The following is a 25171-nucleotide window of genomic DNA, read 5'->3' on the forward strand; positions in this document are numbered from 1 at the left end:
TCCGTGGTGTCGGACCGATGATCGCAACCGGCGTGATCGCTGCGGCCGGAAGCGCCTCCGAGTTCTCAAACGGTCGGCAGTTTGCGGCGTGGCTTGGCTTGACGCCACGTCAGCACTCCTCAGGGGGCAAAGATCGTCTGTTCGGTATTACGAAGCGCGGTAACGGGTATCTGCGAATGCTGCTCGTACACGGCGCCCGATCGGTCGTTCAGCAAGCCGTAAGGCATACGGACAAACTCTCTCGATGGATACTCGAGGTTCAGGCGCGACGCGGAACAAACGTCGCCGTCGTAGCACTCGCGAACAAGATAGCCAGAACGATCTGGGTGTTGCTCGCACGCGGTCAGGAGTATGCGCCGCCGGTATGAGCGGACTCCCGATCACGTCATGGTCATAGCGTCACCTCTTCTTTGGTTGCACAAATGATCTGATTCAATGGCAAAACAGGTTGGACCGTCGACGACAGAACCTGCGCAGACTTAGGGCTTTCGAAGCCGTGGATATATGAAGGAGTCGTCGGGCGAAATCCATTGGGGCCAGGCACAACTGTGCCATCAACAGGCCGAATGTATATATGCAATCCAGCACCTGTTCGCTGTAGGCCGGATCATTTGGCAAACGGGACGAGGCCATGTATAAGACTGCAAACGCAACCTCTATGTCTCACACACTAAAACCCAACCTTGCCAACGGGGAGGTGTTCATATAAGGATGTCAACGAAGAGCAAATCGTATAGCTTTGCTATGCGCGAAAATTTAAATATGAAATTATCAGACGCACGAAGACGCTTCTTCCGTAGTTCATAAGGTCATTGAAGTCTGGTGTAAATCATCTTTTCTTCTCGAAGATGGACGTGGAATGACGTCCAGATAGCGAAAAGTGTCGAATCATTTGATCATTACTTAGTAATACGAAATACGTGGGTGTGCATTCGTAAGGAGAAGATACTTTCTTGATGAAGAATGCTGCCCGTTACTTGGTCGGGCCGTTTTTAACATTGGAATTGATAGATAATCTAACCATATCGTCCTCCGAGCGAATGCGGATGAAACGCGCCGGCGAGAAGTCTTCCTATACGGAAAACGGCGACGAGATGTTAGAGAGGTTGAAAATCGATCGTCGGAACTGAGAAGGAATTGGGCGGACCAGCCATACATCTGACAGATCAATCTCAGTCGGAAAGCTGACCGATCGTGCGATTCCCATTTCGATTCGACTGAGTTGTATGTAGCGTTTGTCCGCGCTGCTACGGCGTATGGCGGGCCAGATTGGCGCCTCGCAGGCTGGTCAAACGCACGCTACGATCCCAGCACTACGGTGCACCACCGCGGCTGCGAAAGCTCGACGGCATTGTTGCGCGGCTTGCTGCGCCTTGCGGCTCACACCGCCTCAAAGTGCCTGGTTCGTGACCGCTCGTTGAACTTTGGAGGGTTTTTTCAGTAATGGGACATCCGTTGCTTGAACGGGATGGCGAGAGAATTTGTGTGCGGGGATGATAGCTTCGAACATGGGGCGGAGGCGTATTTCAGCGAAGACTGATAGGCCAATGCGTGTACAGGAGCGTAAGAGGAGCGACGTACTATGAAGGAAGAAAGTCTTAGCGTAACGATTGAAGACCACGCATTGGAGCGGGTGCCGGATGAAGCGCGAAAAGGGTGGCTTGCCCTGACATGGAACACCGCCGGCATTGTCGTTTCACTCGTCCAGCTGTTCTTTGGGGCGTTGGTCACCTTCGTTGCTGGTATCAAAATTGGGCTCATTGCAGGCGTGCTGGTGACTGTTGTTGGCGCTCTGTTGGGCTGGGCCTGCGGCCACGTCGCCTATCGGTCGGGGTTGTCGAGTACCGTCATGTCACGCTATTTCGGGTTCGGTCGGAGAGGATCGATCATATCGTCGCTGATTTTCGCGTTCATGATCATCGGATTTCTGGCGTTGGAGAACGCGCTGTTGTATCGAGGCTTCCTTTTCTACTTCGGAATTGCTGATACGGTCGTAGCGCGAATCGTCATCTATGGTCTGATGACAGCCATTTGGATCCTGCTGACGGCCTACGGCTTTGGGTTGGTCGCCCGAGTATCATCGATTTCGCTCGTACTTTCGCTTGCAGTGATGGCTTACATCGTGCAGGTCGTTATTTCCAGCAGCTCGCATTCGGTCGCGGACCTCTTTTCCTTTGGCTCTCAGTTCCCACTTGATACGCTTAAAGCGATGGGGGCAGAAACCGACATGCAAAAGTTTATCTTTGCCGTGAATGTGCTCATTGGCTCCGCTGGAGCGCTCGCGCTGTTTGACGCAGATCTCGGCCGATACGCGCGCCGCTCGAAAGACATTGCGATCGCAGCCCTGATCGGCAATTTGTCGATGGACGTATTGATGCTCGTAGTCGGCGGCGTGATTATGTACGCTGGGATTCCCGCACTTGTGGACTTCTACACCCACACTGCGGGAATGACACACGAGGCAGCGCTGCACGCCTCGCTACAAAGCCCCGACAGCATCACCGCCGCATTCGTGGTGTTCGGGGGTGGACTGGGCGCCTTGATGATGGTGCTCACTCAGGGGAAGACACAAGTTCTCAACACTTACAGCGCATCGCTGTCGCTCTCCAACCTGTTCGACGCGGTAAATTTCAGGCCTGGCCGACTGACGTTTGTTGTTCTCGCCAATATCATTGGATTGCTGATGCTTTACGGGCAGATCCTTGAATTGGTGAACTCGTGGATTACGATGTTGGGCGTGTTGACCACGGCGTTCGCTGGCATCATTGTTGCCGACTACTTTATCGTCAAGCGGTTCTTCACGAACCAGGACGGGGAACTCGGAACGCCTGAGGACGTCAACTGGGCGGGTGTTGTAACCACGATTGCAGCTGTAGTTCTTTCCCACTATGTTCTGTCCAAAGTCATTCCCGTAGAAGCGATCAGCGTATTTGTGATCTGCGTTGTCGTCTATCCGACGCTGCGACTAACGGTACTTAAGCCCGCACGCAGTAGTAGTCCTGCGGCTGCGAGCCTCTGAGGCGCAATCTTTGGTCCACAGTAAACCTGAAGGTTTCCTGCTGGTTCCTTTTCAATGATTTGGCTTGACCGGAGGCCGTGATCCGGGCAGCGCTCACGGGAGCGTTGCCCGGTTCGACCGGTCTCAACAACGGTTCCTCTTAATCGTGGCGCGATAGTCCGTCTGCGGCAGCGCTTCCAATGGGCGAGAGGGGGCCGTTCATAATCTGTAATCCAACGTGAAACAAGGAGCACATTCAATGACAACCATCCTGCAGCAATTTGCCCAAGCGATCACACAGGGCAATGTTGAGGTAATCGACCTGAGCCATACGCTTCAGGCGCGGACTTCGGTGATTAACCTGCCGCCGCAATACGGACAGACGGCGCCATTTCGTCTGGAAGAGATTTCAAACTTCGACCAGCGCGGGCCGAACTGGTACTGGAATAACTTCTCTTGTGGTGAACATACCGGTACTCACTTCGACGCGCCTGTACACTGGATTACGGGCAAAGACTATCCCGACGGTGCGACCGATACGATTTCGGTGCAGAAGTTTATCGCACCGGCTTGTGTGATCGACGTTTCCGATCGGGTCAAGGAAAATGAGGATTTTCTGTTGACTGTTGCGGATGTCGAGGCATGGGAGGCAAAACACGGTCGGATTCCTGCCGGCGCGTGGGTTCTGATGCGGACCGGCTGGTCTACGCGTGCTCTTACTGACGGCTTCTTGAACGAGCGCGAAGATGGCGGTCACTCGCCTGGTCCTCACGCGGATGTGCCTGAGTTTCTGGCAATGGAGCGCGACGTGATCGGTTTTGGAACGGAACCCGTGGGTACGGATGCTGGGCAGGCATATGCTTTTGCGAAGCCGTTCCCGTGCCACCATACCATGCACGGCAATAACAAGTTCGGTCTGTCGAGCCTCGCGAATCTGGATCGGCTCCCGCCTACCGGGGCCGTGCTGATTACGCCGCCGCTTAAGATCAAGCGTGGATCTGGGAGTCCGTGTCGGGTGCTCGCGCTGGTGGAACGTTAAGCGACGCGTTTCTAGACGGCAAGATCCGGCGTGCTCCACTGTGCCACATGCCGTTGGAGCCGCCGGCTAAGCAAGTTGGTGATGCCGGCACTATGGGGGGGACGTAGCATGAGAACTCGTATAGAACGCCCTCATTTTGATTGGCGAATGAATTCTTATCGCATTGTTAGCGCTGGAAAACAGGAAATCGCCGCCATGCTGTCTCATAGTATGGCCTCGCCACCACGCCTCGCAATGGGGCCGGCGTTCTCAGCCCCGCTCTGAATTGCTCTAAATAATCAGATCGGCGTTGACACCTGCACGTTTGACGATTGATCTCGGATATTACGAGCGCACGACTCCGAAGTACGCGATTTTCAGCTTCGGTTTTTGTTCTAATTGCCTTTCGCCGTTTCCGGTAGATCGCTCTCAAATCACAAGTGATGCGATTGATCAGTTAGCATCCAACGGTCGCAGTGTGCGTGTCTGATGAAGGTGTCGCCATCTTTCGAGAAGGACGTACGTCACCTAGGCCGATAGAGTAATCATGCCCCCCCGAGGTCACTGAACACGCAGGCGCGCGAGAATTGGCCTCATACCCCGAACGACGATGTATCCAAACCCGGAATTTCTCGGCTTTCGGGCGCCGCTTTACCCTTCCCAGCGTTCAGCAAAACCGATAAAGCGCGTTCTGATGGTTCGATGTTCGCGCCCGACGTCGAAGGCGCGGGTTTTGACACACCCATCTCGAACGAGAGGAGCCGGATCGTCGCGGAGATGTTTATCGGATGGACGTTCGGTGGGAGATCGCACGCAGTTGTGAAGTCAACGCGAATCAGTTGTTCGACTGGTGTAGGCAGTATCGCTAAGGATAGCTTGCTCTCGAGGCGCGCGCGTGTTTTCCTACCACCAACCGTGAATAGGACGAGCTCAGCACCGGACAGCGGGTCTACCGAGAAGGCGAGTGGACGGTACGCAAGCATGGTTTCCTATGCGCCGTCCCCGGCACTATATGAATCTGCCTATGAACACGAACACCGGTCAGATCCGCGCCGCGACGCGTCCCCATCAGGGCGAAGGCGGTGGTGGAGTGCGGCCTGATTTGCTCGGCAGATTTCCGCTGACAGGGCAATCGAGACCACAGGTGGCGATAGCGCCCACGATCCAAAGTGTTCCATGCGCCGATTACGGCGCGGACCTGCTCAGACGCGTCCCCCCGCGTGAGGGCGCGACACCGTAGCCAGAGTACGCCCGGCGCGGCCTGTGCGATGCAGCAATCGCAGAAGGAGCCACCCAAAGCTGTGTGGATGATTCAGGAATTGCGGGTCGCGCCGATTAGAGTCATTAGTTTGGACTGCGAAAGTTTGAGCAGCGCAAGCGCGAACGAGCAGCTAAACTGGGCGGCGGAATTGCGATTGGTACGACGTACGAGATGACGCTAGCGAGAACCGGGAATTGATGAGAGGAATGGATGACATTCTGCAGATTTGCGGCAAGTGCTGCTCGACATAACTGCGTATTTCGGGGAAGTTGAACGCCCGTTTCGGTGAAGTCGAACAGGCCAGGAGGGAGGTGCTGCGTAGTGCTTAGATTGTACTGCGGGTGTTCGAGATCAGGCTACTTTTTGATCAGGTGCGTTCTTCTTGCGCATCGAGTCGCCCTTCAACGGAAGCAAACCGGCTCGGGGTCCATTCCAGTCGGCGAACAACTTCTCGCCGGCGTAGTGTTGCTGGGGCATCGAGCGCTTCAACGTCTGGGCCCAGTCCTTGTATCGCTGACAGAACTGCGTGTAGCGCAAGGTCTTCTGGCCGGGGTTCGCGCCGACGTACTCTTCCCACAGCAACTGCAACGTCACGCCTTTGCGGTGCAACTCCCGGTGAATCCAGGCGCAATCAGGCTCTATACGCTTGCCTGCGGCCGTCGACGGAACGGCGCCGTTGACGAGCAACCGCTCCAGTTCCGCCTCGGACAACGGCTCAATCTTCGCCCAGTCCAGGCCTGCGGAAGCGGCAAGCTGCAAGTATTGGGTGATGGTACCGAGCCCGACGCCGAGCGCACCGCTCACCTGCCGGTGAGACAGATTACAGGTCCATTTCAGGCGAAGCACATCTTTTATTTTGCGCATGGTTGTCCGGTGAGCCGGCATCGTCGGTTTCTCCCAAAAGGAGCCACCTTAACCGCCGGCCGATTGAGCCATCCGCAGTACCGCCAACCGAAACCGCGCCTTTCGTTTCGGCACGCCGAACACACATTTCGGCGCAGTGAACAGCCGTTTCGGCGGGCTGAACACCGATTTCGGGAAGATGAACACGCGTTTCGGAACGCCGAACACCGATTTCGGAATACCCCGAAACTGTTCGACTTCAAGCGAAACGGCTGTTCACCTTCCTCCGGAAACCCTGTTCGACTTCAACCGAAATCACTGTTCGGCTTCGCCGAAATACGCAACATAACTACTCCCGCGAACGGCATCGCCGCTGAATCGCCCAATGTGCGAGGCGAACGGAAGCGGGCTGTACGGCGCCAGCCGGTTTTGAAGTCGAGCGCACCGCCGGTAGTGTGAGAACTGAAGGAATAGTTTGTTGTAGCGTGTCACAGACGTCGTCGTCTCATCTCTCTGTGTCGACACGGAGCAAGATTGGAGATCAACACAAATTCGCCCCCGCGTAAGATCGATGCCCGCGTCATTTGGAAGCGAGTCGTGCTTCTTGGTTCAATGAGTGTTGAGGGGTAGGTATTTAATCTGTAGGTATTTAATCCCTTGGAACCACAAATCACGGCGTTCGGACGCGTCGTTCTCTGAAGCAAAATGGGGAGGGGCGGGCGACGCAAGGAACAGGCGCCGCCCACCTGAGACGTCAAGCAGGCTTGCCGGGTTCAGAAAACATGCCGCATACCTATACGAAACGTCAACTGATTGCGGCTGTCCGACGGGCCATACAGGATGATTTGTGCGAGTGCCCCGTTGCCAACTGCGTGCTGGTATGCGAAGGCTGTATATACATCCGTCCTCTTCGAGAGGGAATAGACTAACGTTGCATTTACTTGGTGTGCTCTATTGTTGTTCAGCACCGAGTTGCCGTCCATGAACTGATAGGCTGCTGCGAGATGAAGGAATGGGCTGAATGGATACATGCCACCGATCTCGTACACATTCACAACAGCACCTGAAAAGGTATTCCTGGTGTTGGTGAAAAGTGCATCAAGATAGGCCGGGCCAAGGAACAATCCGCCGCCAACGCCGAAGTTGCGGATTCCGGAGTTGCCATTGTTGATGGTGGGATAGCGGACGTAAGTGTATGCGGCGTCGAGGTTGAACAGCTTGCCGCTATAGTCCAGCGAGAAGCTCTGTGAGCTGTTTTGAGAAAACGAGCCCGCTACTCCGCCGAAACCGTAGAGCGCGCCAAAGCTAAATCCACTGAGGTTCGGGCTTTCGTATTTTAACGAATTTGTGACTCGCTGCCCCGAAAGGCGGTCGAAATCGAACGCGCCGGTGGGCTGATTCGGGACACCCAATCCGTTGAATGGGCCATTCCTCAGATTTAGAATGGAAATGTATGGGAACGCCGGGCCGTATCGCTTGACGGCCAGCGACGTAAACATGAAGTCGTACTGGTTGCCCGCAGTGAGGCTCCCCCATTTGTCATCTGTCAGCCCAAGATACGATTGATAACTGTACAGACCGCCGATCGACGCACCAGTGCCCAAGTTGTACTGGCCTTGTAGCACGAACGTTGCGGCTAGGCCGCCTCCTAGATCCTCTTTGCCGTGAAGTCCGAATAGATTCGGCGCCAATATGCCGGTTCCCATGGACACTTGACTCTTCCCGCCGATATTGCTGACATAGTCGATGCCAGCATCGACCACTCCGTCAAGCGTGACGCTGCTTTGTGCATGCGCAGATACCGCGAAACCTGCGCATGATGCCGCGACGACCACACTTAATGCAGCGGAGCGACGCTTCATGAACTCCCCCTTCATCTGTTGTCTCCTCTTCCTGATTCAAATTGAAAGCCTGTAGTTGCGCCCGTGCTGATGCTGATTTGATCGGGCACGTCCCGATAATCAGATTCCAAAAGACGTTCGGCTATCCGATTTCTGCGGAGTTAGTCCAATAGGCGAAAAGAAGTACATTCGTGTCCACGGCGTGAAGCGACACAGCACGCACCGTCGTCTGTTTCGGGGTTGTGTACAGGAGTCGCTAAATTGTCAGGTCCTATCGCCAACCGTGCCCGTAGCTCTGTTAGGAATATTCGCCAGCTCATTGGCGAGTGCGGCGCTACGGAGCTAGACCCGCGGGACCGTAATAGGAATTGAAGGCGACCGAAATCGCGAATATTAGGCAGCCGCATTAAAGTCACGTAGATTAGTAGCCCGATACGCTGGGAGCTATGTGGCTTAATCGTCTACTGTATCGCGCGAGCGTGTCACGGATGGGCATACGAGGGTTCTATGATGGGGGCAGTCACCAGCAAAGTGCGAGCGGTTGAGCGCAAGACTTGCCAGTTGATATTGTTTGTTAAGCGGAGAACGGACGGCTCGCGCCTTCCAGTTGGTAGCCTTGAGGAGTTTGACTGCTTCCTTAGAGGGATATACGGTGTATTCCCTCAATAACGTGGCCGTGAGCGTGCGGCGGCGGTGTGGGCAGACGACGATTACGCCGAGAGGGGCTGACCGCGGAGTGGCCCAAGCTCGCCTGGAATTTCGTGTGGCTTTTGCGATTGATGGTCTGGCATCCTCAGCATGTTGCTATGCGCTGCCGCAAGGGCGAGGGTGGGGCGTACGTGCGGAAGGCTGTCCGATGCGGCAGGAAAAAACACGCACCTATGGACCGTGTCGCCGCAATGCCGACGATGGACTGGCAGTTCTAGGCCCCCGCGTCAGTAGGGAGGCCTGCATCGGTGGCGCTCAAATCGGTGCGGTGCGCTGAATTTGATATTGAGCTTATCCGTGCCCACAGTGCTGGCAGATGAAGGCGGCTGGGACGCAACAGCGGGCTGCTTGGATGGCGAGTCGAGTTTTTGGGGTGACGTGCAGCGGTTCACGCACGTTTGCGTGATTTGCTTGACGCACAGCGTTGGGAGCAGCCCGTAGTGGCGGATGCGAGGGAACGCTCCGGGGCAACACACGCAGTAGAACGCGACGCAGGAACTCGGCGCCCCGGGGGGCATGGTCTCGTAGCGGATGTACCCGTAGTCCTTTCCCCGGGACGTCACGCCACGCTCATCGAAGGTGAGAAGACGCTGGTTGGAGATCGCTAGACGGTGCGTATTGTATCGGCGCGCGCGGCTGGAAGAGCGCAGCACATGCAGGCCAGCGCCGTGCAGCGGGATTGCCCGATGGGCAACATCGCTGTCAGCTGCTCGAGCTTAGGTGGTCCGTGCGCGTCGCGTAGACGTGCTCGCGGCAGTTGCCCTGGTGTAGACGCTGCTTTCCACGCTGGCTTCCGATATCCGTGAACTTCAGCGCCACCGCTTCCGTGCTACGCAGGCCGGTATCGCAGGCGCCGAAGACGTCCGTCTGGTGCTTGAGGTCGCCTGTTGCGGCGATAACCCACCTTACTTCATCCGGTTGAGCATAACCGGTATCGGGCGACACAGGCCGGTATCAAGACGCGATTCATCACGGCTGCGGACCTGATGATGCAACTGGCGACGGTGCCGAGCGACGAACAGGGGCGCAAGATGCGCCAGTTCGCGGGCGCGTGTCGCTTCGTCTATAACAAGGCGCTGGCGTTGCAGAAGCAAACTCACGCGGATGGCGGCAAGTTCATCGCCGGCTTCGCGATGAAGAAGCGCTTCACGGAATAGCGCAGCAGCGAGGATACGCCGTGGCTGAAAGAGGCGCCGCGTCATCCATGCGACGAGGCGATTCTTGACCTCGACCGCGCTTTCACTTTCACAAACTTTTTCGAGAAGTGCGCCGCATTCCCTCGCTTCAAGCGCAAGGGCGAGCGTGACGGGTTCCGCTACCCGGACCGCAAGCAAGTCAAAGTCGACCGCGAGAACGGCGCGAAATATCAGCGTCGCATGGCCCGGAAGGTGAAGGGCTCGGCGAACTGGAAAAAGGAAAGGCCCGCGTTCAGCGCATCCACGCGCACATCTCGAACGCCCGCTCGGACTTCCTGCACAAGGCATCGAACGCAATCAGCAAAAGCCACGCGATGGTTGCTGTCGAGCACTTGCAGGTGCGTAACATGGTGAAGTCGGCCAGCGGTACGGTCGACGCGCCGGGGCGAAACGTCCGCGCGAAGTCGGGGCTCAACAAGGCAATCCTGGATCAAGGATGGGGCGAGTTCCGGCGGCAGCTGGAGTACAAAACGGCGTGGCGCGGCGGCTATTTCGTCGCCGTCCCGCCACAGAACACGAGCCGCACCTGCCCCGTGTTGCGGCCAAATTTCTGCCGGGAACCGCAAGACGCAAGCGCTGTTCGCCTGCGTCAAGTGCGGGCACGAGGCAAACGCCGACCACGTCGGCGCTATCAACGTTTTAGCGGCGGCGTACGCCGCGATTGCCTGTGGAGGGATGGTGCAGTCAGGCCGTCCGAGGAAGCAGGAACCTACCGACGGTGCTGGCGCACCCGTCGGAATCCCCGTCCTTTAGGGCGGGGAGGATGTCAAAAAAAGGGAAGTGGTGACAGGCTCGATTGGCGCATTTAGGCTCAAATTGTCTCCCGCCCGCTTTTCCTGGGGCAGGGCTCGTATGACCTTGTCGCTAACCGGTTTCATATCCCGTACATCTTTCATGATAGGTGCACAAGTTGGCCTCAGTCGGTGGAAGTCGCCGATCGCGCGGGGCGGCGAGGACTTATTGGATCCAAAAACGGTGCACCGCGCGAACAAGGCATCGGCGATGCACTTTGCGTTGGGAAGAATTTGTCGGATGTGACGGGAAATGTCATGCACACGTACAAAAATAGAACGGTCACGTACTAAGTAAGGGTGGAAAACCCGCACAGGTCTGTCGGTAGGGTATGGACGCTAAGAACACTGAAACAACTAGGGTTTCCCGCAATCTTGACACCTGTCGCTCTCGTGTCTAAATTGAGTTCAAAATACTACGTACACGTATTGCTGAAATGTAGGGGGGAGGCAAATGCTTGAGCGGCGGCGGGCCTAGGCAGTTGTCAGGTCACAGCGAAGGCTTCAGTCGGGCTACGAACGGGAGCGCCGACTGTCGATAAGAACACGGTTGCATTCCGTGAACACCCTGGTTGAAAAAGGCGTAGTCAGAGTTGCAGGCAGTCGGCGGGAGAGGGGAGCGATGAAGAAGGAAAAACGCTGGGCCTTGGCCGAATTGATTGCCACATCCATTTATAAGTAGACAGACTCACGCAGCGCTAATCGGACCGCATCCTGCAAAGCGACAACGCCATGAACACTTATCCTAGCTGGTACGATGGGACGCCTCGCGCGTTCCGCAATTTCGGTGTCGAGTTTCAGGGCAGGCTCGATCCCGATCGCGTGATCGATATGATCGGGCGGGCAATTAAGCCGCACCGCATGTCACTAGCCGGGCCGGCTCGAGAGATCGACGCATCATTTCGTTCCTTAAAAATCGGAAGTCTGCACATCTTCTATCTGCAATACGGCGCCGAAGTTGAGGTCGATGCAGGCGAGTTGGGCAGCTTCACCTTGATCCAAATGCCTGTTCGAGGAGTGGCACGTTATACGTGCGGGAAGCACCAGGTTTCGGGCAGCCGTGATGTAGCGGCGATCCTTTCACCTCAGGAAGCCACACAGCTACGATTTCCTTCCGATCTTCGGCAGGTCATTGTCCGGATCGAGCAGCAGGCGCTGGAGCGGGCGTGCTTGGAGCACCTTGAACTTCTTCCTAAGGAAGGAATTCGCTTTGATCCCACGTTGGACCTCACGCAGCCTGCGGGGAAGGCATGGCGGAGTGCACTCGGGCACGTCTTGGAGGGAAGTGCATCATTCCCTGATTTGCTCTCGCGTCCCGCTTACGCCGAGCGCTGCGAACGCCTGCTGATTGACACGCTCCTCCTGGCTCATCCGAGCAATTGTTCGGAGTACATCCAAGGAATGTCGGGGCGACTGATGGTAAGGCCCGCCTACGTCAAACGCGCCGAGGATTATATGCGCGCAAATCTCGCCGAGGCGACATCGGTGGAAGATATCGCACGCAGCGTCGGAGTGAGTTCCCGCGCTCTGTTCTACGCTTTCCGCCAAACGTATGATCAGTCGCCGATGTCATATTTGCGCGAACTCCGCCTGAAGGCAGTACATGCGGAACTAAAGTCCGGTGATCCTGCAACGATGCGGACCACGGATGTGGCAATGCGCTGGGGATTTTCGCATTACGGTCATTTCGCATCGCACTACCGTCGGCGGTTCGGCGTACGCCCTCAGGACACGCTAAACGCGCCTCGAAATGATTGAAAGCGAGTGCGTGGGCGCGAGGTTGAGCGGAAGTCGTATAAGGTTTCGTAGTCTGGCGAATGCGGGCTGCGCAGCGGAGATGCATGAGGTCTTACATCAGACTCTAAACGGTATTCTGGCTGGCATCAGAGCGCGCGACGCGTGAATCAACGATTTTCTGTATTTAGATCATGCCCGCCTTCGCTGCTGCGGTTGTAGAGAGTCTGGCCTCGATGGCTTACCTATGACGCCATTGTCGCGGCTACGTGCCGAACGATCGGATGAGGGGCTCGTCCCCTCGTACGAAAGCGAGTGACTATCAGTCGAATGCGAAGGGCGAAGGCTTATGGCGGGCCCAGTCTCAAAGCAAGACTTCGTCGGCGCGACATGCACCAGCCCTCAGGGCGAAGTCGGGAGGTTAATGTTTCGAAGAATTCCACGCTGACTCTTGCCATAGAGGGAAGGCAGATTACGCTTCGAGATCGCTCGTACGGCACACGTTCGCATACGCGCAAAAATGTATGCCGCTCAGTCATGCGGGAATGACGCTAGGGCGGCGCGCTCGGTTCATTTTACCCTACGCAGGTCCAAGTTCTTCTCCGCGCAGGAGCCGCGTACGGGCTGAGACGCGCGCGCCCATCAATTTGCGGCAACTGCGCTGCATAGTTGAAAGTTGCAACTCCCGATTGACCGATATCTTATTCGGTTGAAACCTCTGCGAGAACAGCCCATAATGATTGAGTCTAGAAATGTGGGCGAAGCCCATGAATCGTCTAGAAGTGAACGTCGTATGTCATCATTCATTCGATAGCCCCGATTTTATTTATCAACTTCTATGACCGCCCTAAAGAAAACAAAGAGCTCCATAGCACCTGGCGACGTTGGCGGCCCGGTGGGATTGTCGAGGGAAGCCCAACAGATTCTCGACCGCTTTCGACTGGAGGAGGTCGCGTCGCACCTACTGAGGAGAGCGCACTTTATTGCCGAAGACATATTTAGCAAGGAATTTGCGTCGGAATCATTGACGCCACGGCAAAAGGCGGCGCTGGTTGTGGTCGCACAGAACCCTGGCCTTAAGCAAAGTGCATTAGCTGACCAGCTGCACATGGATCGCAATACAATCGCCGAAATGATTAAGCGACTCTGTGCAAATGAGATGTTAGTTCGCATTGCAGCGGAGGACGATCAGCGAGCATACAGATTGTATATTGCGAAAAATGGCGTCGAGGTACTGAACCGAGTCTTGCCAAGAGACTCTGGTGTAGAGAAGCTGCTGCTGGAACGGCTTCCAGAAGAATATCGTGCGTTGTTTGTAAAGTGTCTCAAGTTGATTGCCGATTCGCAAAACGACTTAGCTGCTAGTAACCGTAACGAGGAATAGCTGATATATGCTCAATGAATTTAATCCGGCAAATTATCGGGTTAAAGATCCGTTGAGCATCTTTGCGCTATATTCCTGTGCATTACCCATTTATCCGACGTCCGTGTCAAATTGCTATGGCGAAGCGAAGTTCAATAAGTTGCATGGTCTTATCGCTATAGACGTGTTAAAAGGTCGCCGGGGCGCGCGCAAGCTTACCGTAGCGGGGTTGCGTATCCGTCGCTCGCCGTGGAGATTCCTGCTCCAAGCCGGCAAGTGGTCGTGGCATGACCACATCTAATCGTCCAAAGGTCGAATACGCCCACCCGTTGCAGCTCTTTCAATCGAGATAGCACGGATTTTGTGATCTCAGGGCAAAGAGGCAATCCACCTAACGCCGCAAACTCGCCCCGACGAGAGGAAAGGCACAGGGGATGGTTAAGCGCTCGTCATTGACCACCGCAGGCCGTCGGTGGTTGGCTACCTGCACTTGGACGCGCGGGGGAACCGCCAAATGGCCCCACACTGGCCAGAAGCACGCTCATCGTCGCTGCACGTTTCTTCGTGGTTGAACATGACGCCATCGCCACCGTGCAAAGAGGCGAGACCGATTATCGGAACCGTCTCCTTCAACTATCTAACCCCTAAGTAGCCGCAGGCGGGATGATTAGATACGTATACGTATAACATTTCGTCCTAGGCACATCGATCTGAGCTGCTTCTAGGCACTCGCGTCGTTGATCGAGCATCGATTCTTTGGTGCGGAGCCTAATCGCTAAATGCTGCTTGGCATAAGGAATGATGCAGGGTTTTTCCCTAGGAGCCAGTGGCGCTGAAACCCTTGACACGAGGCCGACCACGCTCCTATGATCATCCTCATAGAAAGTACGTGCACGTACATATGCGACGCCTGGCTCCCGAAGCGAGAATGCGGTTGGAAGCGGGGCTTGCAGGCGGACTTTGGACGCGGGCACCGTTTGATCAAGCCGCTTCCGAGCACTGTGGCGGAGTCGCCATTTTGGTATTTCGAGGAAATGTATCTCGGAGCGTCGCTTCGGACGAGTTCTCGAATTTTTCACTGAAACAGAAATTTAGAGGAGGCGACAAAATGCCTACAGGAGAGATTATCAGCGGTTTTCTTGCCCCGCATCCTCCCCATATGCTTTATGCGGAGAACCCCCCGCAGAATGAGCCGAAATCGAGTGGTGGTTGGGAGCAGCTCCGCTGGGCGTACGAGCGTGCACGGAAAAGCGTGGAGGAGTTGAAGCCAGACGTATTGCTGGTTCATTCGCCGCACTGGATTACGTCAGTTGGGCACCACTTCATTGGCGTGGAACATCTCACGGGACGTTCGGTGGACCCGATCTTCCCGAACCTGTTCCGCTTCGACTATTCCCTTAATGTGGACGTCGAACTGGCTGAAGCTTGCTGTGAGGAGGGTCGTAAATTGGGTCTGGAGACGAAGATGATGCGCAATCCGCGCTTTCGTCCGGACTACGGAACGATTACCACCCTCCATATGATCCGTCCTCAATGGGACATCCCCGTGGTTTCGATCTCGGCAAACAATACGCCGTACTACCTGAGCATGCAGGAAGGTCTCGTTGAGATGGATCTGCTCGGGAAGGCGACTCGCGAGGCGATCATCAAGTCGGGCAAGCGCGCCATTTTGCTCGCGTCGAATACCATGTCGCACTGGCATTTCCATCAAGAACCGGTCCCGCCAGAGGACATGAGCAAAGAGCACCCGTTTAGCCAGGCCGGCTATGAGTGGGACATGCGAATGATCAACTTGATGCGACGCGGAGATATGAAAGAGGTCTTCCGCTTGCTGCCGCAATTTATCGATGAGGCGTTCGCAGAGGTGAAGTCTGGTGCATTTACCTGGATGCATTCGGCAATGCAATACCCCGAGCTTGCTGCAGAACTTCATGGTTATGGCACAGTGATTGGCACGGGTAACGCGGTTATGGAGTGGAACCTCGTCAAGGCAGGTCTTGCCCGCGAAGCTGCGGCGGCTCAGTGACGATGCCCGGCAAAGAGCTCGTTTAGATATTATCCAAGGTACTCACTATGTCCATCGTTTCGGCCTTTCTTGTTCCCGGCAGTCCACTGCCGACGCTTCGTCCGGATGTGCAGGTCTGGAACCAATTCAACTTGGCGATGCAACGCGCGGGTGCATCACTCAAAGAGTCACGTCCAGATGTGGTGATGATGTATTCCACGCAATGGTTCGCGGTGCTGGATGAAATTTGGCTGACGCGCAAACGTAGCCAAGACATCCACGTTGATGAAAACTGGCATGAGTTTGGCGAATTGTCTTACGACCTGTACAGCGACGTGGAGTTGGCAAACCTCTGCATTCAGAGCTGTGAGAAGCAGGGAATTCATGCTCGCGGCGCGGATTATCAGAATTTCCCGATTGACACTGGCACTATTGTCGCCAGCAACTCCATGGGCATCGGCGGGGAATCCCTTCCGCTCGTGGTTGCGTCTAACAATCTCTACGACAACGGGCAAGCCACGGAGAAGCTCGCGGCGGTCGCGGTTGCATGCGCAAAAGAGCAAGGCAAACGAGTAGCCATCGTCGGCGTTGGAGGACTGTCTGGGAGCGTATTTACCAAGGATATCGATCCCAGCACCGATCGAATCGTAAAGCCGGAAGAGGATGAGTGGAATCGGCGGATGTTGGGTCTCTTCGAATCCGGAGATTGCACTTCAATCCGTGATCTGATGCCCGCCTATATTAAAGAGGCGCGAGTCGATATGGGATTCAAGCACTTCAACTGGATCCTCGGTGGGCTCGGTGGTAGCTTCGCAGGCGCCACGGTCCACCACTATGGGGCACTGTACGGAAGCGGCGGCGCGGTCGTCGAGTTCCACGTATAAGACCACGCGCACGCGGGACGAGCGAGAGTTGCTCGTTCCGCGTTGAATCGAATCAGAGGGCGCTTTGCGAATCAGGGCATTTTGAACGTTTAGTGGGAAGATGTTAACCCCATTAAATTGATAATTCGTGCTGCTAACAAGGCGGGATTCATCTACTTATGAAGAAGGAAGCGCCTCAGCAACCTTGATCTGTGGTCGTTCACTGTTTTTCGGCCGGAATGGTTGTAAATCTGGTGCTGACGCCAAACGTCGCAGCGCGCCGGAGCAGATTAGTTGAGGTACGAATCGTGAATAGATGAGTCGGTTACGAGGCGATTAGCCGAGCGGCGAGTCAACGGAAAAATGCAGGGATCGGCGATGCATGTCGCAACCCAGTGTCACCGAGGGAAATAAATGAAGCAATATCTGAATTACGTAAATGGGAAATGGGTCGAGAGCCCGAAGACGTTCGACGACATCAGCCCTGTCGATGGTTCTCTGGTCGCGACGGTTCACGAAGCAAGCCGAGAGCTGGTCAATGAGGCGGTCAGTGCGGGTCACCGCGCGTTGGCTGGCGAGTGGGGGCGCACCAGCGCTGCACAGCGTGTGGTCTTGTTGCGCCGGATTGCAGACGAGATGGAGCGCCGCCAAGACGACTTCCTTGCAGCCGAGATGGCAGACACTGGAAAGCCGCTGGCCATGGCCTCGAGCATCGACGTTCCACGCGGCATTGCCAATTTCCGTGCCTTCGCTGATATGCTCGCTACGGCGCCCTTGGATAGTCATCGCTTGGATCTGCCCGAGGGTGCCTATGCTCTGAATTACGCTGCGCGCAAGCCATTGGGTGTGGTGGGTGTGATTTCCCCGTGGAACCTGCCGCTGTTGTTGCTTACCTGGAAGGTCGCTCCGGCCCTTGCCTGCGGCAATTCAGTTGTGGTTAAGCCGTCTGAGGAAACTCCGGGCAGTGCTACGCTGCTGGCGGAGGTAATGGAAGCCGCTGGCGTGCCCGCTGGCGCGTTCAATCTTGTGCACGGCTTTGGTCCCAACTCGGCAGGCGAATTCGTTGCTAGCCATCCGGACATCAGTGCTATCACGTTTACCGGCGAATCGCGCACCGGATCGGCGATTATGCGTGCTGCGGCTGAAGGGGTAAAGCCCGTTTCCTTCGAGCTCGGTGGGAAGAACGCCGCGATTATTTTCGCAGATTGCGACTTCGAAAAGATGCTTGACGGCATGATGCGCGCGCTGTTTCTCAACAGCGGGCAGGTATGCCTGTGTTCGGAGCGCGTCTACGTCGAGCGCTCAATATTCGACCGATTCTGCACTGCGCTTGTCGAGCGTATTAAGGCGATGAAGGTCGACTGGCCGCACGACCCGGATACCCATATGGGACCGCTAATTTCTGCCAAGCATCGTGACAAAGTATTGAGCTACTTTCAGTTGGCCCGTGAGGAAGGTGCAACCTTTCTCGCCGGGGGGCGCGTTCCGGACTTTGGCGACAAGCGCGATCTCGGCGCGTGGGTCGAGCCGACAGTGATTACAGGCCTGTCGGATGATGCCCGCTCCGTACGCGAAGAAATCTTTGGGCCAATTTGCCACGTCGCTCCTTTCGACAATGAGCGCGAGGTGATAGCGCGCGCGAATGACACACGCTATGGCTTGGCCGCGACTATCTGGACTTCGAACCTGAGCCGTGCTCATCGGGTCGGCGAGGCGATGCGCGTAGGCATTAGCTGGGTGAATACCTGGTTCCTTCGGGATCTGCGAACGCCGTTTGGCGGTGCTGGCATCTCCGGCATTGGCCGCGAGGGCGGGATGCATTCGCTCAACTTCTACTCGGAACTTACAAACGTGTGCGTACGCGTTGATGCGGAGGCCGAAAATGTCTGAACAAGTCAAACGCGTAGCCGATCTCATCGATCAGGCGGCTAAGTCGGGCCGACCGATTGAGCCAGTGCGCGACCTACTGATGGGAGGTATTGAACAAGCTTATGCAGTCCAGCGGTTCAATACGGAACGACGGTTGGCTGAAGGGCGCCGGGTTACTGGACGCAAAATCGGTTTGACTTCACTTGCGGTGCAGAAGCAACTTGGAGTCGATCAGCCGGACTTCGGAACGTTATTCGATTCGATGGAAGTCAGCGACGGCGAGGAGATAGCAGCGGCGCGCCTGATACAAGCGAAGTGCGAGGCGGAGGTTGCGCTGGTACTTGAACGCGACCTCGACGGTGAGCACATCGTGCTAAGCGACCTGTTCGCTGCCACTGCCTATGCGTTGCCGTCCATTGAAGTGGTCGGTAGCCGAATCGCCAATTGGGACATCGGCATCCTCGACACCGTTGCGGACAACGCCTCGGCTGGTCTATATGTGCTCGGCCAACGCCCCGTCAAGCTCAGCGATTTGGACCTGCGCATGGCTGGCATGGTCATGGAGCGCGATGGCGAAGGAGTGTCCTTCGGGGTGGGCGCCGCCTGCCTCGGAAATCCACTAAATGCTGCTCTTTGGCTCGCTCGGACTCTAGTCAATATGGGCACACCGCTTCGCGCCGGCGATGTCGTGCTGACCGGAGCCCTTGGGCCGTTGGTCGCAGTTTCTCCGGGTGATGTCGTGGAAGCGCGCATCCAGGGTTTGGGCAGCGTACGCGCCCGCTTCGCGAACGTAGGCTGAGGAGAATTCATGAAGATTCAACGTATTGCCAAGCGCCTCGACGATGCAGCCGTGCGTGGCGAGGCCACTCCACAACTTACCGGCGAAGACGCGGTGACGCTTGATGAGGCATACGCTGTCCAGCGAGCCCTGATTGAGCACCGTGTTGGCCGCGGAGCGCACCTGGTGGGCCTAAAAATGGGCTTCACCAGTCGAGCGAAAATGGCGCAGATGGGCGTTTCGGACCTCATTTGGGGGCGCCTGACTTCCGACATGTGGCTTGAAGAGGGCGGTAGCCTCAAGATTTCGAACTACGTTCATCCGAGAGTTGAACCCGAGGTGTGTTTCCTTCTTGGGAAACCCCTGCAAGGTAATGTGACGCCGCTCGAGGCCTTGGCTGCGGTTGAGGCGGTGGCGCCGGCTCTGGAGGTAATCGACTCGCGCTATCGAGACTTTAAGTTTTCTCTTCCTGACGTGGTGGCGGACAACGCATCTTCGTCGGGTTTCGTGGTTGGCCAGTGGCACCGCCCGGACACTGACGTGGGCAATTTGGGAATCGTCATGTCCTTCGACGGACGCCCTGTGCAGTTGGGAAGTACCGCGGCGATTCTCGGTGCACCGATCCGTGGCTTGGTAGCGGCTGCGCGTCTGGCGGCACAGCAGGGTGAAACACTGGAGGCGGGTAGTCTCGTCCTAGCAGGAGCGGCTACCGCTGCCGTTGAACTGCGTCCCGGCGTTGCGGTTCGATGCGAGTTCCAGAATTTGGGAAGCGTCGCTTTTAGCACCGCGCGCGAGGAGTGAATTCGATGAATCCAAGAGTCGAGAAATTTGCCTCTGTAGTTGACGGCAAGGCCAAACCATTGGGATCCTATCCCCACGTCAAGCGCGCCGGCGACTTTCTTTTTGTTTCTGGAACTAGCTCTCGGCGTCCAGACAACAGCATCGCCGGAGCTGAAATCGACGCTTCTGGCAGGGCAACGCCAAACATTGAAGTTCAAACGCGGGAGGTTATACGGAACATCCGCGACATCCTGCGTAGTGTCGGTGCCGATTTGCAGGACGTGGTCGAGGCGTGTACCTACCTCGTGAATATGAACGACTTTTCGAAATACAACCAGGTTTACTCTGAGTTCTTCGACGTAGAAGGGCCGACCCGCACCACTGTGGCGGTACATCAGTTGCCCCATCCGCACTTGGTGATCGAGATGAAAGTCGTGGCATACAAGCCAATCAGTTGAGCGTTGGTCGGCACACGCAGCGCGGCGTGGGACTTTAATTGTCTTACCCGACAAGTCTACCCTCAAGTGAAAGGAAAGCTAAAGTGTCAGTAACTCAAGTTCCAGTAGCGATTATCGGCTCGGGCAACATCGGCACCGATCTGATGATCAAAATCATTCGCCATGGCAAGTACCTGAAAATGGGCGCTATGGTTGGAATTGATCCCAAATCGGACGGTTTGGCGCGCGCCGAGCGCTTGGGCGTGCCCACCACTGCCGGTGGCATCGACGGCCTGTTGGCAATGCCCAATTTCAACGAGATCCGCATCGTTTTCGACGCGACCTCGGCCGGTGCTCATAAGCGACACAACGAGCTGTTGCAAGCCAAAGGAGTTCAGGTCATCGACTTGACCCCTGCCGCAATTGGCCCGTATGTGATTCCGGCAATCAACATCGATGAGCATCTGGGCTCTCCCAACATCAACATGGTCACCTGCGGCGGCCAGGCCACCATCCCTATGGTGAAGGCCGTCTCGCGCGTTGCGAAGGTGCATTACGGCGAGATTATTGCGTCCATCGCCAGCAAGTCAGCCGGCCCCGGCACGCGCGCCAACATCGATGAATTTACGGAGACCACCTCGACGGCCATTGAGGTTATCGGCGGTGCCGCCCGTGGCAAGGCCATCATCATTCTGAATCCGGCCGAGCCCCCGTTGATCATGCGTGACACCGTATTCACCCTCTCTGAAATGGCCGACACCAAGGCGATCGAAGAAAGCATTGCCGATATGGTCGCGACGGTCCAGAGCTATGTCCCGGGTTACCGCCTGAAGCAGCGCGTGCAGTTCGACGAAATTTCAGCCAGCGCACCGCTGAACGTGCCTGGTCTAGGCAAGCTGTCGGGGCTGAAAACCTCCGTTTTCTTGGAGGTGGAAGGCGCCGCTCACTACTTGCCCGCATATGCCGGCAATCTGGACATCATGACCTCGGCCGCGCTGGCATGTGCCGAGCGCTTCGCGCAGACCCACCTGGTAGAAGCCGTTTGAGGACGCAATATGAGCAAGCTTTACATTTCCGACGTCACACTGCGTGACGGTAGCCACGCCATCCGCCACCAGTACAGTATTCAAAACGTACGCGAGATCGCGAAGGCGCTCGACGAAGCTCGCGTGGACAGCTTGGAAGTCGCGCACGGTGACGGTCTGTCTGGCTCCAGTTTCAACTACGGTTTCGGCGCGCACACCGACCTGCAATGGATCGAGGCGGTGGCCGACACCGTAAAGCATGCCAAGGTCGCGACGTTGCTAATCCCGGGCGTAGGCACTATGCATGATCTTCGCAATGCCTATGGTGCGGGTGCCCGCGTCGTCCGCGTGGCTACCCACTGCACTGAGGCAGATGTGTCGAAGCAGCACATCGAGCTGGCGCGTAACCTAGGCATGGACGCTGTTGGCTTCCTCATGATGAGCCACATGAGCACTCCAGAAAAGCTTGCGGAACAGGCCAAGCTGATGGAAAGCTACGGTGCTTCGTGCGTTTATGTCGTGGATTCCGGTGGCGCCCTCAACATGAATGACGTACGGGACCGATTCCGCGCGTTCAAAGACGTACTCAAGCCCGAAACGCAAACGGGCATCCACGCACACCACAATCTGAGCCTTGGCGTTGCCAATTCGATCGTCGCGGTGGAAGAGGGATGCGATCGCATCGACGCCAGTTTGGCCGGCATGGGCGCCGGCGCTGGAAACGCACCGCTGGAGGTCTTCATTGCGGCCGCCGACCGCATGGGCTGGGACCACGGCTGTGATCTTTACAAGCTGATGGACGCCGCCGACGACATCGTCCGTCCGTTACAAGACCGCCCGGTGCGCGTTGACCGGGAGACCTTGGCCTTGGGCTACGCAGGCGTGTACTCGAGCTTCTTGCGCCATGCTGAAGCTGCAGCGGAACGGTACGGTATCAAGACCGTCGACATTTTGGTTGAACTGGGACGCCGAAAAATGGTTGGGGGTCAAGAAGACATGATCGTCGACGTAGCGCTGGATATGCAGAGTTCGGCATCGCGTTGAGTGTGGTGTCGAACTGACTCCGCTCGCTTTACCTTCGACACCGAGCATCGGCTATGTGGCAAAACCGCGCAAGTTCACCTGATCCCCGAACATGAGACGGTAGCTAAATGGCCGATTGCTTCGAACTTGACGTCATCGGGACTAGCTCCAATGAGCGGAAAGAGAGAGGAAATTGCAATTCCCTCAGGGCTTCGAACGCAAAATTGGAGAACATAGTGAACACGAAGACCGACATCATGCGGGTCTATCTCGAGCAAGACGCAGTCGGACTTGGGCGGCTTATCAAAGCGAAGGAAATCTCGAGTATCGAGGCACTGGATGCTGCGGTCGAAATCCTGGAGCGCTTGAATCCGGAGTTGAACGCAGTTTCGCAAACCTGTTTTGACGTCGCGCGTGAATGTGCAAGAACTACAAGCCGTGGCGGCGTCTTCAGCGGTGTGCCGTTTCTGGCGAAGGATCTTGCCACCTCGGCGGCGGGACTTCGAACGACAAACAGCAGTAAGTTTTTTAGTTTGCACAACTCTGCGCCAGCGGTTGACAACGAAGTGGTAACGAGAATGCGCAAGAGTGGGCTGAATATTCTTGGGTTCACCAATGTCCCCGAGAATGGATGGTCGCTCACGACAGAGCCTAAGTTGAATGGTCCGACCCGCAATCCGTGGAACGTCGGGCGAACCGCGGGCGGATCGAGCGGTGGGGCTGCCGCCGCTGTCGCGGCAGGCATCGTGCCATTGGCCGAAGCCAGCGATGCAGCAGGTTCAATTCGGATGCCTGCAGCTATGTGCGGTATTGTCGGTTTGAAGCCATCTCGGGGTCGAGTCTCAGTTTCGCCGGCACCAGACTTCTTCCATGGCGGTGCGGTCTTCTTGTGCCTTTCTCGCACTGTACGAGATACAGCGGCATATTTGGACGCCGTCGCGGGTGGTCTTCCGGGGGAGCCCTATACACCTGCGGAACAGCAAGATGGGTTCCTCGCCGCCTCGCAGTTGGGTCTTAGGAAGCTTCGCGTTGGCTTTAGCCTCGCCTCACCCGACGGCAGTCCTGTGGATTCGCAGATTTCAGCCGGGATTGAGCGGGTGGCGCGTCTTCTTGCTTCCCATGGACACGATGTCGAGGCACATGATCTAAAGTTCGATATTCTGGATTGCTGGAGCGCTTTTACACGAATGGCAGCAGTCCAAACGGCGGGTTTTGTTGAGAATGGCGCTGCGAGTTTCGGCGTCGAGCTCCGCTCCGAGGAGTTCGAGCCTTACACTTGGTCTGGAATTCAAAAAGGCAGATCGATCGACGCCCTGACCCATGCCCGAGACATCGATGCGATTCGACGCGGCGGAATCGACATCGCAAAAGATATTCACGCGTACGACGTATTCATATCGCCCGTCATGAGGAGAGTGGCGTTCGGAATTGGGACGAGTTTCGATATGAGCTGTGGCGACTGGGAACGCTATAACGCTGAATTCCTAAAGGATGCAGCCTGCCTCTTTCCGTTCAACGTGAGCGGTCAACCCGCGATCTCCCTCCCATTGTTTCAGAGCGATGAGGGTTTGCCCATCGGCATTCAGTTCGCTGGTCGCTACGGGGATGAGGCAACGCTCCTGCAGGTTGCATCGGTTCTTGAACAAGAGCTGCCTTGGTCGGGTCGTGTGCCGACGGTTCACGCGGCAAGCGATTTTTCTTGAGAGCCGCAGGTTTTGGATCCCGATGCCTACCCGGCAGGCGAACCAACGTTGACTGAGCCATCCCGACACGTCAGCATGCGCGCCTGCTTTCGGCGACGATGGCGCGGAATTGCGGGTGTCTGGGCGGTCTAGCACTAACCTCGAGAACGTGCGTTAGGGGGCTGGTGCCGCAGTTTCGACTATTAACCCAAGCGGAAGTAGGCCTCACTGGATCTTACTTCGCGCTGACTCCTCGTAGAGCCTGAGTGGATCGCAGTGTCTTCAAACATGCAGATCCAGTGATCAATTGACGGTATTGCCATTTGCGTGATGGTCTAGTGCTTCACTAAACGAATCTCGTCGAAATGGTGAAATAACGAACTCGAGAAACGAAATGCTGACAAAACCTGTTCTGACCAACGCGGAAATCTCGCGGATCCTCGAAGCCGCACGCGAGGAGGCAGATAAAAACCAATGGCCCGTAGCCATCGCCGTAGTGGATGATGGCGGACATTTGCTCGCTTTCCTGCGGCTGGATGGCTGCGCACCGGTCGGGGCTGAAATGGCGATCGGCAAGGCGCGAACATCCGCGCTCGGACGACGAGAGTCGCGTCTTTACGAGGAGATGATCAATAGTGGGCGGACTGCTTTCATCAGCGCACCGCTCGTTGCGACCCTGGAGGGCGGCGTCCCGGTGGTAGTTGACGGACAAACTGTGGGGGCAGTTGGTGTCTCGGGTGTCAAGCCACACGAAGACGCACAGGTCGCGAAAGCAGGTGCTAACGCGATTGGGTAGGCTACATGGGCTTTGCGATCGTTAATATGGTTCTTGAGCAGGTGCACGGCAACCTTCTCCCTTCAGGGGGAAGGATAGCGCGGACGCCGCAGGCGTCCTTGACAACGCGTGAGTACTGGTAAGCTTTCCCGTATGCAACGACTCCAGGCCTTCAAGTATG

General features: G+C 56.4%; 18 protein-coding genes and 3 pseudogenes. 18 read left to right on the forward strand and 3 right to left on the reverse strand.

From position 1 onward, the window contains the following. From VSR72_RS42905 to VSR72_RS42915, 3 genes are all read left to right on the forward strand, one after another. Nucleotides 1-368, forward strand: a 368-nt coding sequence (locus tag VSR72_RS42905) for a transposase (RefSeq protein WP_342958239.1), incomplete at its 5' end; no start/stop codon positions are given. Between the two features lie 1214 nt (nucleotides 369-1582). Further along, entirely contained in the window at nucleotides 1583-3019 is a 1437-nt protein-coding gene (locus tag VSR72_RS42910) for a cytosine permease (RefSeq protein ID WP_342958240.1), read from the forward strand. Nucleotides 3020-3257: 238 nt separating this feature from the next. Continuing rightward, on the forward strand, nucleotides 3258-4037 hold the full coding sequence (locus VSR72_RS42915; protein ID WP_342958241.1) for a cyclase family protein: 780 nt from the start codon (nucleotides 3258-3260) through the stop codon (nucleotides 4035-4037). A 1666-nt stretch (nucleotides 4038-5703) separates the two neighbouring features. Here VSR72_RS42915 and VSR72_RS42920 read toward each other — a convergent pair. From VSR72_RS42920 to VSR72_RS42930, 3 genes and pseudogenes are all read right to left on the reverse strand, one after another. Next, nucleotides 5704-6162, reverse strand: a pseudogene (locus VSR72_RS42920) (IS21 family transposase); the annotation flags it as partial. Between the two features lie 731 nt (nucleotides 6163-6893). Then, the gene (locus VSR72_RS42925) at nucleotides 6894-7997 is read right to left on the reverse strand and encodes a porin (protein WP_342958242.1); all 1104 of its coding nucleotides are present in this window, start codon (nucleotides 7995-7997) and stop codon (nucleotides 6894-6896) included. A gap of 899 nt (nucleotides 7998-8896) precedes the next feature. Further along, nucleotides 8897-9295 (reverse strand): annotated as a pseudogene (locus VSR72_RS42930) (transposase); the annotation flags it as partial. A gap of 405 nt (nucleotides 9296-9700) precedes the next feature. On the opposite strand from VSR72_RS42930, the gene VSR72_RS42935 reads away from it, so the two are divergent. From VSR72_RS42935 to VSR72_RS43005, 15 genes and pseudogenes are all read left to right on the forward strand, one after another. Beyond that, a complete protein-coding gene (locus VSR72_RS42935; RefSeq protein WP_342958254.1) occupies nucleotides 9701-9826 on the forward strand; it encodes a helix-turn-helix domain-containing protein in 126 nt (41 codons plus the stop codon). Nucleotides 9827-10116: 290 nt separating this feature from the next. Continuing rightward, nucleotides 10117-10352 (forward strand): annotated as a pseudogene (locus VSR72_RS42940) (transposase); the annotation flags it as partial. Nucleotides 10353-10441: 89 nt separating this feature from the next. Then, nucleotides 10442-10618 (forward strand): hypothetical protein, encoded by a 177-nt coding sequence (locus VSR72_RS42945; RefSeq protein ID WP_342958255.1) that lies wholly within the window; start codon nucleotides 10442-10444, stop codon nucleotides 10616-10618. A gap of 770 nt (nucleotides 10619-11388) precedes the next feature. Further along, nucleotides 11389-12414 carry an AraC family transcriptional regulator gene (locus VSR72_RS42950; RefSeq protein ID WP_342958243.1) on the forward strand — a complete coding sequence of 342 codons (1026 nt, stop codon included), beginning with the start codon at nucleotides 11389-11391 and terminating at the stop codon, nucleotides 12412-12414. Nucleotides 12415-13228: 814 nt separating this feature from the next. Further along, complete coding sequence (locus VSR72_RS42955) at nucleotides 13229-13774, forward strand: MarR family transcriptional regulator (protein WP_342958244.1); 546 nt, start codon at nucleotides 13229-13231, stop codon at nucleotides 13772-13774. Nucleotides 13775-14861: 1087 nt separating this feature from the next. Beyond that, the gene (locus VSR72_RS42960) at nucleotides 14862-15779 is read left to right on the forward strand and encodes a tRNA U-34 5-methylaminomethyl-2-thiouridine biosynthesis protein (RefSeq protein ID WP_342958256.1); all 918 of its coding nucleotides are present in this window, start codon (nucleotides 14862-14864) and stop codon (nucleotides 15777-15779) included. 47 nt (nucleotides 15780-15826) lie between these two features. Beyond that, nucleotides 15827-16642, forward strand: coding sequence for a tRNA U-34 5-methylaminomethyl-2-thiouridine biosynthesis protein (locus VSR72_RS42965; RefSeq protein WP_342958245.1), 816 nt, complete (start codon nucleotides 15827-15829; stop codon nucleotides 16640-16642). 393 nt (nucleotides 16643-17035) lie between these two features. Next, a complete protein-coding gene (locus tag VSR72_RS42970) occupies nucleotides 17036-18511 on the forward strand; it encodes a 2-hydroxymuconic semialdehyde dehydrogenase (RefSeq protein ID WP_342958246.1) in 1476 nt (491 codons plus the stop codon). Next, a complete protein-coding gene (locus tag VSR72_RS42975; protein WP_342958247.1) occupies nucleotides 18504-19289 on the forward strand; it encodes a fumarylacetoacetate hydrolase family protein in 786 nt (261 codons plus the stop codon). The genes VSR72_RS42970 and VSR72_RS42975 overlap by 8 nt, the downstream gene beginning before the upstream one ends. A gap of 9 nt (nucleotides 19290-19298) precedes the next feature. Continuing rightward, nucleotides 19299-20069 (forward strand): fumarylacetoacetate hydrolase family protein, encoded by a 771-nt coding sequence (locus tag VSR72_RS42980; protein ID WP_342958248.1) that lies wholly within the window; start codon nucleotides 19299-19301, stop codon nucleotides 20067-20069. A gap of 5 nt (nucleotides 20070-20074) precedes the next feature. Further along, entirely contained in the window at nucleotides 20075-20506 is a 432-nt protein-coding gene (locus VSR72_RS42985; RefSeq protein WP_342958249.1) for a RidA family protein, read from the forward strand. A gap of 83 nt (nucleotides 20507-20589) precedes the next feature. After that, nucleotides 20590-21531 (forward strand): acetaldehyde dehydrogenase (acetylating), encoded by a 942-nt coding sequence (locus tag VSR72_RS42990; RefSeq protein ID WP_342958250.1) that lies wholly within the window; start codon nucleotides 20590-20592, stop codon nucleotides 21529-21531. A gap of 9 nt (nucleotides 21532-21540) precedes the next feature. Continuing rightward, nucleotides 21541-22554, forward strand: a complete 1014-nt coding sequence (gene dmpG / locus VSR72_RS42995; protein ID WP_342958251.1) for a 4-hydroxy-2-oxovalerate aldolase — start codon at nucleotides 21541-21543, stop codon at nucleotides 22552-22554. A gap of 215 nt (nucleotides 22555-22769) precedes the next feature. Next, nucleotides 22770-24236, forward strand: a complete 1467-nt coding sequence (locus tag VSR72_RS43000) for an amidase (RefSeq protein WP_342958252.1) — start codon at nucleotides 22770-22772, stop codon at nucleotides 24234-24236. A gap of 373 nt (nucleotides 24237-24609) precedes the next feature. Further along, a complete protein-coding gene (locus VSR72_RS43005; protein WP_342958253.1) occupies nucleotides 24610-25011 on the forward strand; it encodes a heme-binding protein in 402 nt (133 codons plus the stop codon). Nucleotides 25012-25171 lie beyond the last annotated feature (160 nt).

Origin of the sequence: Paraburkholderia sp. JHI869, from assembly GCF_038900775.1 — a bacterium.
In the GTDB taxonomy this organism is placed as follows: Bacteria; Pseudomonadota; Gammaproteobacteria; order Burkholderiales; family Burkholderiaceae; genus Paraburkholderia.

Coding starts and splice junctions, on each gene's coding strand:
- VSR72_RS42910 (WP_342958240.1), top strand. CDS start 1,583: ATGAAGGAAGAAAGTCTTAGCGTAACGATTGAAGACCACGCATTGGAG.
- VSR72_RS42915 (WP_342958241.1), top strand. CDS start 3,258: ATGACAACCATCCTGCAGCAATTTGCCCAAGCGATCACACAGGGCAAT.
- VSR72_RS42925 (WP_342958242.1), bottom strand. CDS start 7,997: ATGAAGGGGGAGTTCATGAAGCGTCGCTCCGCTGCATTAAGTGTGGTC.
- VSR72_RS42935 (WP_342958254.1), top strand. CDS start 9,701: ATGCGCCAGTTCGCGGGCGCGTGTCGCTTCGTCTATAACAAGGCGCTG.
- VSR72_RS42950 (WP_342958243.1), top strand. CDS start 11,389: ATGAACACTTATCCTAGCTGGTACGATGGGACGCCTCGCGCGTTCCGC.
- VSR72_RS42955 (WP_342958244.1), top strand. CDS start 13,229: ATGACCGCCCTAAAGAAAACAAAGAGCTCCATAGCACCTGGCGACGTT.
- VSR72_RS42960 (WP_342958256.1), top strand. CDS start 14,862: ATGCCTACAGGAGAGATTATCAGCGGTTTTCTTGCCCCGCATCCTCCC.
- VSR72_RS42965 (WP_342958245.1), top strand. CDS start 15,827: ATGTCCATCGTTTCGGCCTTTCTTGTTCCCGGCAGTCCACTGCCGACG.
- VSR72_RS42970 (WP_342958246.1), top strand. CDS start 17,036: ATGAAGCAATATCTGAATTACGTAAATGGGAAATGGGTCGAGAGCCCG.
- VSR72_RS42975 (WP_342958247.1), top strand. CDS start 18,504: ATGTCTGAACAAGTCAAACGCGTAGCCGATCTCATCGATCAGGCGGCT.
- VSR72_RS42980 (WP_342958248.1), top strand. CDS start 19,299: ATGAAGATTCAACGTATTGCCAAGCGCCTCGACGATGCAGCCGTGCGT.
- VSR72_RS42985 (WP_342958249.1), top strand. CDS start 20,075: ATGAATCCAAGAGTCGAGAAATTTGCCTCTGTAGTTGACGGCAAGGCC.
- dmpG (WP_342958251.1), top strand. CDS start 21,541: ATGAGCAAGCTTTACATTTCCGACGTCACACTGCGTGACGGTAGCCAC.
- VSR72_RS43005 (WP_342958253.1), top strand. CDS start 24,610: ATGCTGACAAAACCTGTTCTGACCAACGCGGAAATCTCGCGGATCCTC.